This is a genomic window from Streptococcus parasanguinis, from assembly GCF_016648925.1.
Lineage (GTDB): Bacteria > Bacillota > Bacilli > Lactobacillales > Streptococcaceae > Streptococcus.
This window is the reverse complement of sequence record NZ_JACLQX010000026.1, coordinates 18,747-29,571: the sequence shown is the minus strand read 5'-3', so window position 1 is coordinate 29,571 and position 10,825 is coordinate 18,747. Positions and strand designations below refer to the sequence as shown.

Annotated in this window: 11 protein-coding genes and 1 pseudogene; 11 read left to right on the top strand and 1 reads right to left on the bottom strand. The window is 30.2% G+C overall.

Annotation, left to right across the window (positions count from 1 at the left end):
- Positions 1–64 precede the first annotated feature (64 nt).
- Positions 65–1,030, top strand: coding sequence for a polyprenyl synthetase family protein (locus H7T97_RS08840; protein WP_201090087.1), 966 nt, complete (start codon positions 65–67; stop codon positions 1,028–1,030).
- 43 nt (positions 1,031–1,073) lie between these two features.
- Here the strand turns inward: H7T97_RS08840 and H7T97_RS08835 are convergent, their stop codons facing one another.
- Entirely contained in the window at positions 1,074–2,066 is a 993-nt protein-coding gene (locus H7T97_RS08835) for a hypothetical protein (protein ID WP_201090086.1), read from the bottom strand.
- Between the two features lie 296 nt (positions 2,067–2,362).
- Between H7T97_RS08835 and H7T97_RS08830 the strand changes: the two genes are divergently transcribed.
- From H7T97_RS08830 to H7T97_RS08790, 10 genes and pseudogenes are all read left to right on the top strand, one after another.
- Positions 2,363–3,937 carry an ATP-binding cassette domain-containing protein gene (locus H7T97_RS08830; RefSeq protein ID WP_201090085.1) on the top strand — a complete coding sequence of 525 codons (1,575 nt, stop codon included), beginning with the start codon at positions 2,363–2,365 and terminating at the stop codon, positions 3,935–3,937.
- A 357-nt stretch (positions 3,938–4,294) separates the two neighbouring features.
- Positions 4,295–5,410 carry a hypothetical protein gene (locus H7T97_RS08825; RefSeq protein WP_201090084.1) on the top strand — a complete coding sequence of 372 codons (1,116 nt, stop codon included), beginning with the start codon at positions 4,295–4,297 and terminating at the stop codon, positions 5,408–5,410.
- A gap of 82 nt (positions 5,411–5,492) precedes the next feature.
- The gene (locus tag H7T97_RS08820; protein WP_201090082.1) at positions 5,493–6,935 is read left to right on the top strand and encodes a HEPN domain-containing protein; all 1,443 of its coding nucleotides are present in this window, start codon (positions 5,493–5,495) and stop codon (positions 6,933–6,935) included.
- Between the two features lie 352 nt (positions 6,936–7,287).
- Positions 7,288–7,383, top strand: a pseudogene (locus H7T97_RS10455) (helix-turn-helix domain-containing protein); the annotation flags it as partial.
- Positions 7,384–7,462: 79 nt separating this feature from the next.
- Positions 7,463–7,720 (top strand): type II toxin-antitoxin system Phd/YefM family antitoxin, encoded by a 258-nt coding sequence (locus tag H7T97_RS08815; RefSeq protein WP_003013836.1) that lies wholly within the window; start codon positions 7,463–7,465, stop codon positions 7,718–7,720.
- Entirely contained in the window at positions 7,717–8,088 is a 372-nt protein-coding gene (locus tag H7T97_RS08810) for a type II toxin-antitoxin system death-on-curing family toxin (RefSeq protein ID WP_046165031.1), read from the top strand. Before H7T97_RS08815 ends, H7T97_RS08810 begins: the two co-directional genes overlap by 4 nt.
- A gap of 934 nt (positions 8,089–9,022) precedes the next feature.
- Complete coding sequence (locus tag H7T97_RS08805; protein ID WP_201090080.1) at positions 9,023–9,847, top strand: hypothetical protein; 825 nt, start codon at positions 9,023–9,025, stop codon at positions 9,845–9,847.
- Between the two features lie 96 nt (positions 9,848–9,943).
- The gene (locus H7T97_RS08800) at positions 9,944–10,165 is read left to right on the top strand and encodes a hypothetical protein (RefSeq protein WP_201090078.1); all 222 of its coding nucleotides are present in this window, start codon (positions 9,944–9,946) and stop codon (positions 10,163–10,165) included.
- Positions 10,166–10,225: 60 nt separating this feature from the next.
- Positions 10,226–10,507: a CPBP family intramembrane glutamic endopeptidase gene (locus tag H7T97_RS10440; RefSeq protein ID WP_201090089.1), complete on the top strand. Its 282-nt coding sequence runs from the start codon at positions 10,226–10,228 to the stop codon at positions 10,505–10,507.
- A gap of 70 nt (positions 10,508–10,577) precedes the next feature.
- On the top strand, positions 10,578–10,727 hold the full coding sequence (locus H7T97_RS08790; RefSeq protein WP_201090076.1) for a hypothetical protein: 150 nt from the start codon (positions 10,578–10,580) through the stop codon (positions 10,725–10,727).
- The last annotated feature ends 98 nt before the right edge of the window (positions 10,728–10,825 follow it).

Genomic DNA, 10,825 nt, shown 5'->3' with positions numbered 1-10,825 from the left:
CATATAGGAGATTAGAAACTATGGTATACTAGTGATAATAAATAGTTATCAGTAGGAGAATGCTATGGAGAAGACACCAATAATTACGTTAAATAGTGAAGAAAAAGATTTTTTGTTCACCATTGATTCTAGGATTAAATCAATACTGTTTGAACTACCAGTACAATATCATGAGATACTTCAAGTGGTGAATGGGAGTCGTTTTAGACCATTATTAACATATTATGGCTATAAGTTGTTTTCTGAGAATCTAAATGAAAAAGTTTACAAATCTGCAATAGCTATTGAGTTAATTCATAAATCCTCTATTATTATTGATGATATTATCGATCAAGACGATAAAAGACATAGCATATATACAGTACATAAGCAATATTCTATTGATGAAGCCTTAGTAATCACAGTTTTTTTATTAGGAAAGTGTATTGAATTATTATCTGAAATTGATGATTCTACGATTAGGATATTTAGCCAAATGATTATTAGAATGTGTCAGGGAACAATACAAGAATTGAATATTGATATTAATGTAAGTATTGATAAAATAAAAGAAATCTTAGATAACCAAACTTCACAAGTTATTCAAAATTGTTTAGTGATTGGTATGAAATCATACGATCCTGGACTAGACAATCAACATTTAGCAATTATTGGTTATAAATTAGGCTACTTATTTCAGTTACTAAATGATTGCGAAGCATACTTTAATCCTGAGTTCACTGTAAAATACAAAGGGAATTATAATTTTGATATTAATAAGAGTAGGAAAAATTTATGTTACGTTTACCTTGAACAGTTTCTCTCTGATAAGGAAAAAATGAGACTTCAGAATAAAGATAAGGTGACTAATATAGAAAATTTATTGAATAAATATAATGTGTTGAAATATATAAAAAATGAAGTTTCGTTAATAGAGGTTGATATTAAAAAACAATGTGAAGTTTTGGAAAAAAATCACTCTATGGAAAGGTTAAATTATTTTATTGGTTATTCAATTAAATTAGCTAAGGTGAGAGCGGGGATTTATTAGGATAAAAGAGCAGAGATTGGAATTCTCTGCTCTTTTATCAACACTAATTTTGTGATAAAAATGGTTGAAGTAGTCTATATAGATTTATCAAAATGGGGATGTAACCTATCGGATTGAGTGTTTTTCCATTGAATAACTGTGGAAAGTTCGGGGAATCTTTATAGAGTTTAAATAGCTCAATATAATCTTTATTAAGTTGTTTATTACTGTAATCAGTAATATCATATTCCTTTAGTTGCATTCTTTTTATTTTTTTTATTATCTCTTTAATATATTTCTTCCAAAGATAGTCAAAAATTAAATAACCGAAGCCAATCAGTATAAAAATTATTCCCCAAGTAATTATAAATACTAGGTTATTAGGTGTATCTATTATTAATGTATTTCCGGTAAATTTAATAGCAGATAGTGGAGTGGTTAAATAGAATAGAGCAGTATAAGCAATACCTAAAATTCCAAAATAATTACTAAATGAACTCATACTATCGGTAAATTTAACTATCCAATCACATTCAGATGGATTATGTAGGGAAATTGGTACTAATGAAATAAACTCTAATTTTGAAATTTTCCTTAATGTGAGAATATAAAGTATATACTTTAAATACAGTTGTATTGCAATAAATACAGTTAGAATTAAAGTAATTGCACCATAAATTGTAATTAGCTCCTGCAAGATAAGAACCCTTAATAATATTAGAGAAATGAAATAAATTAAGCCAATTACAAAACAAATAGATATACTATACCATTTGTTTAGATAGCTATTATTTTTACTGAATATTGGAAATAGTGGAAGATTATTGACTTTAGTACCTGAAATAGATGTTTTAAGGATTATTTCTTTTTTCATTAAATTTTGATATGTGATAATCTGGGCTAACAATAGAGAATTCATCCCGAAAACATATATATAATTGTTTTTTAATGATGAATCAAAAATTGATACTATAATTCCAATAAAAACCCAACAAGTAAAAATAATTGTCCAAAAACATTTTTGAGATAGAATTTTATCAATTATTTTTATTTCCATAGCATTCTCCTACTGATAACTATTTATTATCACTAGTATACCATAGTTTCTAATCTCCTATATGTTTCCAACAGTAACTTTTTATTATGATGGATGAGATGAATACTTACGGGGGAAAACTCAGAATATCATTAAAAGTTTAAACTTTTCTAAACTTTTGAATGTTCATTGACCAGACTTATTTTTAGATGTATAATGAGCATGTAAAATATATCACAAAGAATAATATGTAATAAGATTTAATGATTACATCTGATATTTCTCAATCATAGGGTTCTATTTTCTAGGAGAGATTTATGATTAATATCTTTAAATATCTTGATAAAAAAACAAAATACCTAACCATTATTGGGGCACTGGCAAATGGGGGTCTCGCATTAGGGCAACCTTTGGTTGTTGCCAAAGCATTATCTATAGATCAAAATAACCTTACCTATTCCTCTATTTGGAAATTTGCCCTCTTTGGTTTTTCTGTCTATTTCGCTTTGTATAGTCTAATGTTATTTTGTAATCATGCAAATAATGTCTTTCGACGTGAAATTCACATGAATATCCGAACGGCACTTTTTCAGAAGTTAATGGAAGACAGGGAATATAGTGAAGATGAAAAGATTACCATGCTGACACAGGATATGGAATTTCTAGGAGATAACTTTTTTGAACGCTATATGTCTATTTCATGTTGGGGATTTGGGGCACTGATTACGGCGATCTATATCATTGCCCAAAATGTTTTATTGGGTTCTATCTTTGTTTTCTTCACGATCTTACGTCCCATTCCACAATTCTTAATGAATAATAAGCTAAAGAATTCAGGGGATGAAATGTCTCAGGGAAGAACAGCCGTTCATAACCAAATCTCTGATAGTATTCGAGGGGCTCAAACCTTGCGGATGAATCAGGCCTTGCCTGAAAATTCTCAGCGCGTCTGGAATATCAACCTTCGTTATCAACGAGCTATTCAAAAGTTTGTTTTTACCCATAACATTGTTTTCTTTTGTAATGGTTTTATGGTCTTTCTGAGCCAAGTACTCCCCTTGGTATTAGGGTTCTTCCTTGCTATGCAGGGTCATCATGTTTCAGTGGCTAGCTTAGTGGCTATGTATATTGCTGCTGGTCAACTGGTAGGACCTATCCAAAATATCATGTATGATGTGGTTGAAGTACAAGGAGCCAAAACAACGGCAGAAAAGATTTTCGGAATTTTAAATCGAGCAGATGATAGTGAAACGGACAATCATTCGATCTCTCAAGTAGAAGAACTAGAAATTTCTCATTTAAGTAAATCTTATAATGGTAGAGAGATTCTTCGCGATCTTAATCTAGCCATTCGACAAGGCGAAAAAGTCCTCATCAAAGGGCCAAGTGGCTGTGGGAAATCAACCCTCTTCCGAATGATCACAGGGGAAGAAAAGCCGGATGCCGGAACGATTACTTGTCGTACAAGGGATGGAGTTAAAACAAGTCACTTTGTTCGTCAGGTAGGTATTATCAGCCAGCATCCTTTCCTCTTTAATAATACTATTCGCTACAATCTCAGTTTGGGACAAGAGTTTTCAGATCAAGAGTTAGAGACTGTTTTAAGACAAGTCAAACTCGACCATGAACTAACTGATGGACTTGATTTTGTAATCACTAATAACGGAGAAAATATTTCAGGCGGACAACGAGTCCGGATTGAACTAGCCCGCTTCCTTCTTCGTAAAAAGGATATTTTATTAGCAGATGAGGTAACTGCAGCTCTTGACGTAGAAAATAGCCAGATGGTTCGTGACTTGATTTTCTCACTACCGATGATGGTGTTAGAAATCGCTCACCATATTGATAATGAAAGTCGATACGATCAAGTCATTGAATTAAGAAAAGAATAAAATTACTGACACAAACCTAAAAACAAATCGTTAGTATATCAAAGAAAGAAAATACTAAAACTTTTCTCACGTCGGAAAGTTAATAAAATCTTTGAACTTTTACATAAAAACAATGGAATTTCCATTGTTTTTTGCTATAATGACACTATAATATGACTGGAAACTGCTGAAATCAGTTGCTTTAAGACGTTAATTGATACGATTATATCAATATTTAAAAGCTCTTTGCAAAGTGCTTTTTATAGGTTTACACTTAAAATAATTGTTGAGTTATAAAGAAGCCTTTTAGATAAAGACTGAGTACTTTTAGAGCATAATATAGTTATGTAGAGTTAAAAAGAATTGAGGAAAGTAATATTGGCTAAATCTCACATATCAGAATTATTACCAACTAAGTATAGAAAGCGTCATCAATTAATGCTATATTTGTATGATATACTAGTTGATATTTTAGTTAAAGCTGATAAATATCAATTATCAAGTCTATCTTTTAGATTTACTAATGAGATAAATGGTGAGATTGACTTATTTGATGAACTAGATAGACAAAAAGATCTAGATATTTCTGAACATATATATATACCTCACATCTTTTTTTCAATTTTACGTGATTTAAATTACTTTCTCTTTGAATCTCTGAGTTGTATAGAGAGGGGAAAAGTTACTGTTGCATTTTCTCTTGCTAGGAAACCTTTTCAAGATAATTTATTTTATTTAAGTTGGATATTGGTTCAACCACATGATTTCTTAAAAAAAATACAATATGGAGCCCCTAGGGAATATGACGTGAGTAATTTGAAGGGTAAAAAAGAATTTGTTATTGATCTATTTTCAAAAGCAAAAGAATCGATTCAGTATGAAAATGATTTTTTGGATTTTAGCAAAGAATTACTTAATCCTGAATTATTATATGACATTATATATAATCGAAAAGCAGAAAATAGTTTAACAAGTGTATTTGATCAATCTATTCATTTGGTGACAAAGAATAAAAATTATCCTACAGAAAAGCAAAATCTTAATTTTATCTTTTCTGATGATAAGATTTGGGATGATTTTTGGCATCTGTTCTATGAGAAAACACCCTACATTCTAATTTATTTAGTCGAAGTAGCTATTGCTATATTTGAGAAATATTTTGATATTGATTCAGAAATAGTTATTCTTAACCGGTATATTAGAAATTTAAAGATAATTTTTGCTTTATCCGGAGAAGAAAATAAAGAATTAGAAAGTATTTTTGATTTACTATTTAGTAGTGATAATCTTAGCATGGTTTGTGAAGAATGTAGAAAACCATATGAATTCAATGCTATTTTAGTGAGGGAATTAAAAGAAGACTATCTGTATACTTGCCAAAGCTGTGGCTTTATAGAGCGATTAGGGCAATATTATGTGAGTGATGAATTACTGAGTAATAAAAGAAAGATTTTGATTGATAATTCGAATGATGCGAATTGGAAGTTGGTCTAATGCAATAAAAAGGTAGTACCGACATAAAAACCATAATTTAGAAGATTGTGAAAATTTTTGAAAAGCAATCCGAAAGGATAATATGAAATTTAAAGATTACACTTGGGATAAAGAGTTTGAAATAAAAGGGTATTTTTCTGAACGATCCGATTCTATTGTTAGTAAGAATAGCTTGAGCGGTACTTTACATTATTCTCCGGGGGAAATTGTATTAGAATTATTTGGTGAATTTGAAGAGGAAACAGGTATTTCATTCGGTTTTGGTAAGTACTTGGAAAAGATTTATGGTTATTCCAGTAGTGGTAATATTTTAATTTTAAATACTTATGGCGAACCAATGGTACATTCCTCATCTCCTGGATTTCCGATAACTAGATATAGAGTAAAAAATTTTAAAATTTACAGTGTATTTTACAATGAGCTTGAAAATTATGATTATAGTTCTGAGGCTCTTAAAAATTTAATTAATGAATTAGATTCTGAAGAAATCAAGGAATATAGATTTAGTTTCGAACATATTGAGGAATGGATTGAAAAATCACTGGTAACCGTTAAATACGGAGAACAACAAACTATTTTTGAAAGTGCGGTAAGTGAATATCAACCAACAAAAGTGTTAATAAGATCGCTAGGAATGAACTTTGAAGATGCGGCAATACTGCATTCTTCATTTACAACTATGTCATTTACCAGTGATTATTTTATAAAACTTACTTCAGCTGATTTAAATACAAGATATTTAGATGAATTTTATCAAGCTTCACGTAAGTTTAAGGAATTTATTGAGATTTTATCAAATATACCATTGTCTTTTACTAATATTGAATTTCTTGTTCTTTATAAAATGATAGATGGTAAGCGTTTGCCACTTATAAAAGGAAAATTCTTTGTTCAGCATTCTAGAAAATCTAAAAAATGGAAATCGAATTCTCATCAAGATATTTCTTTGAGAAATTTAGAAGATAATTTTGAACACATTTTAAATCATTGGTTTGATAAATCTGAGGAACTTGAATTTATAGTGAGACAATTTTCAAAAAATCTTCATGGTGATTTATACTTGGAAGATCAGTTGGTTGATGCTATTAGGAATTTAGAAGTTTACTCTAGGAATTTTAAGGATTTTAAAATTCCGAAATGTTTATCTGATGTTGAAGAAAAAGCTAGACAATCTTTGTTTGACTTTATAAACACACATCTTTTAAAAGAGGTTAGAAGAAAATTTAGAAATAAATTGAAATTTAATCAAAAAGAACCTAACCTTTCCGAACGTTTAAAAAATTTATTTGATTCAATTGATGAGCCTAATCTGTCTAAAATTTTTTCGAATAGTGAGAGGGAATTACTAATAATAAAATTAATTCAAACACGGAATTACTATACTCATGGGGATTCGAAAGATAATTATCCAGAAATGATAACAGATATCAGTGAGATGTATGAAACAAAGTTGCTTCTTCAAGAAGTTTTGAGATACTATATTTATCAAGAATTGGATATGAAATATAGATATAAGAAATTCTAAAACCCAAGCCATTAGCTCAATGTTTTCTGTTTTTAATTATAAAGACAAAACTAAAATTCTTGTAGAAGATATTTATCTAACTTTTAGGATATTTTAATGGAAATTGGAACAAATGACACAGTTTTTGCGACTTTAGTCGCTTATAAATGTGGCTGCAATTTGACGAAATCAATTGCCGTAAAATGTTAATCAATGTGATACTATTAACGCTTCGAAACACTTCATGGTTCACACCATGGGGGCTGCCTAGCTTATTTATTACTCTTGAATATACAATATAAGTACGTAATAAAAGCTCATAAGATTTTCTAGTTAAATAGAATTGAACGAACTAGTTACGAAAGGAAGTCTTATGAGCTGCCATCATTTTACCATAGTTGAGCATGAAAGTATTCTCATTTACCGTACGCAAGATCTAAATCCCCCTCAAATTACTAAGTTATTTCACTTTATATAGGATGAATCCATCCTATATTTTTGCTTTTGTTGCTTAATAATGGTATGATAAACAAAAGGAGGCGATGACAATGCAAATTAATCTTGAAAATTTAATTCCAATCACGGAGGCAAATCAGAATTTCTCTAAAGTTGCTCGAATGGTTGATAGTAAGGGTACAGCTGTTATTTTGAAAAACAATAGACCTAAATATGTTTTAGTTGACTATAATACCTTGGTTCAAGAAGAACAGACAGAAGCTGTTGTTGCAGATCAAGCTAGTGTTGACGAGGTGGCAAGCTCTATCTTGTCACGCCACCTAGAAGCCTTGAAGGAATTAGCTAAATGAAGCGATTAACCGTTGAACAGGTTGTTGCCTTACATAGTCAATTGATTATATCTACGGGAGGAATGGATGGTGTACGAGACAAGGGGTTAGTTGAGGCCTCGCTTTCGAATGTTTTTGACACTTATTTTGGAGTTGATCAATATCCAACTATTGAAGAAAAGGCATCTAGGCTTTGTTATTCTTTGATTAAGAATCACGCTTTTTTAGATGGAAATAAGCGCATTGGTATTTTTGTAATGCTTGTGCTACTAGAACTTAACGATATTGTGCTTGATTGTACTGATGAAGAGTTGGTTCATCTCGGATTGGGTGTAGCGGCATCAGAATTAACCTACGAGGATATTTTAGATTTTGTAAAAAGTCATTGATGCAAAAAGCAAGTGACTATTAAAAATTACTTGCTTTATTTTTTAATGATTCGAAGGTAATAATGGTGTGAACTTTTTGGTAAAATCTAGCTCAATTCGTGTATTTTTAGTGTAAAATTCACACCATTCAAATTAGATGAAATTGTTCTTCCTGAAAACGTGAGAAAACATTGATTTTAAGCGGATATTGAAACTTATTCAAATAAAAGTGTTTCCAACCAGGTCTTAAGAAATCTCGTAAAGATTCACAATTTAGTAAACGTTAAAACTTATTTACAGTTATTGAAAGCATTTCGTATCAAAAATACGGGATGCTTTTTCTGCTTCCCCCAAATTTTTGTAACTAGGTGATACTTGAAATTGATACAAATCTGGTTGTTCTTGATAAATCTAAGAAACAATAAGTGATCAAGTGAAAAGGGGGGATCTGAAAGAAAATGTATCTTTGATAGTACTCATTTATTGTGAAATATGATATATTTATTAATTAGACGAATGAATATTTCTAGAGTTAAATAAAATATGACCGATACATGCTCTTGTGAAAACGTGTTTCCTTCTCCAAAAGTGTATGCTTTTTCAAGTCGTACCTTGGAAAAAGGTTCAGGATGGGATGCATATTATGAACTAGAAAAAGATGAAGTCTGTGATAGATGTGGTTAACATTTCCATATAGATATAAAAATTACCGTACACATGGATCTTAGGATTGAGGAGGCAAATATTCATTGTTCTGGAGGTAAAATGGATTTAACATTTGGCTTTAACTGAAAGAATATCATTGCCAAATAAAATTATTGGAATAGGATCAATAGGATGGGAGAAAGAAGTACTTAAGAATGCTAGCTTTAAGTATGTAGTTAGGCTATCAGAAGTATTTGAAATCAGATTGGAAAAATTTTTCCGTATGAAGTATTAGAAGAAGGGTTTGAAAATGTTTATTTTATTGTTAGTTGTATTCACTACTGTTTGTATTGTATGGTTTTTTAAATATAAGCGTATTTTTGAACGTAGTATTGATGATAGCGTATCCTGGCTGGAGTTGTCGGATAGTGATATGAAAAAGTACAAAAAAATATCAGTTTTGCAAGTAAATTTATTGATATCTATCAATACTCTCACAGCATGGATTATTTTTTTCACCGGTTTATTTGTAGAATCATCCGCTCCTTTTAATCAACTAAATGTAGCTGCAATTTTATATATTATTTATTTTGTTATTATAGGTTGTATTGGTATATTCGAGCCGTACATTTTTTCTTTTGAACGGAAACCAACAAATATGAATATGGGGATAGATATATGGAATTACTATGCATATAAGGGGAGTGGGAAAAATAAACTAGCCATGTTCGCGATAAATACACAAGGTGTGACTTCAAAAGAACAAGAAGAAGTGAAGGGTGCTTTGTCAGCTTTATCTAATGAGAAGCTAAAAAATCTGCAAACAATATTCAAAACAGGAAAGATAAAAAACGCTCGTCAAATATTGAGTGATAAAATAATTAGATGGATTTCAAGGATAATAGCAGGTCTGTTTTCTGCTTCACTTATTGTAAAAAAGATTTTGGATACTAAATGGGACAAAGTGCAAGGTGAAGAATTTTTCATCAATTTTATTATAATTTTATTTGTTGCTTTAGTTATTTTATTAATAGTTTATATTATTGCATCAATGATTGATTCATTCACAAAGACCAATAGAAGGAAACAAGTCGATAGTGCTTTATCTGATATATTTAATGAATTGCTTAGTTAAAGTTGTCAGTTCAGTAGACATTCGTCTACTTTTTTATATAATGAATTTAACCAATTTGGTTAAATTTTGTATTTCCAAAGAAAAAGGAGGTACAAGTTGGAAGGTTTGTATATAGATACTCAACAAAAAGCCAAGCAATTTCTTTATCAGTTGATGAAGAATCAAGATATTCCCTTATTGAAATATACCTTTCGTTTTTTCTTTGATTATTATGTGAGTGAAAATAGAATTTTGGTGATTCCCCACCACTTTTCAGGTCGAAAGATAGAGGGATTGACAATAATTGATGAACTAGGTGTTAGTATTTCTTATGAATAGGAGAATCCTATTACGAAGCAACATTTTACGCTTTGCCATGAGCTGGGACACTTTTTTTAAATCGCAATTTTCGTAGGACCAGTTTTAGAGGAATTAACTTTTCGTGGTGCAATAATGAATTATTGCTATAATATGAGCAGGAAAGGTTTCATCATATCAAATATATTGTTTGGATTTATGCATTGCATGAACGAACCTAGTATTGGAATTTTTATTAGATCGATTTTACTGTATAGTTTGTTAGGCTGTATAATGTCTTACATTTATTATAGAACTAAAAGGATAGAATACTCTGTACTAATTCACATGCTTGCTAATTTTTTGGCTTTAATAGTTTTTTAATTATGTATTCTAATTGTTTTTATATTTGTAATTTTATGTAAAATTTTTGCTCAAGAGACCACTAATAAATATGACTGGAGTAATGTTGGCAGCTAAAGAAATGTTCTTCAAAATAGAAAATATCCTCCGTGAACAAGGAGTACTTGAAAAGTTTGAAGAGGAAAATGGGGAAATAACTGGTCATATGATGATTACGATGACGGAAATACTTCCTGAATAATGAAGTTAAACTGACTAAACAGGATCTTATAGATGAAAATATCGAATTATTAGTAGTAGATGGTCAGTTAAAAGGAGTCGTGAAGGATGACCAAGGAA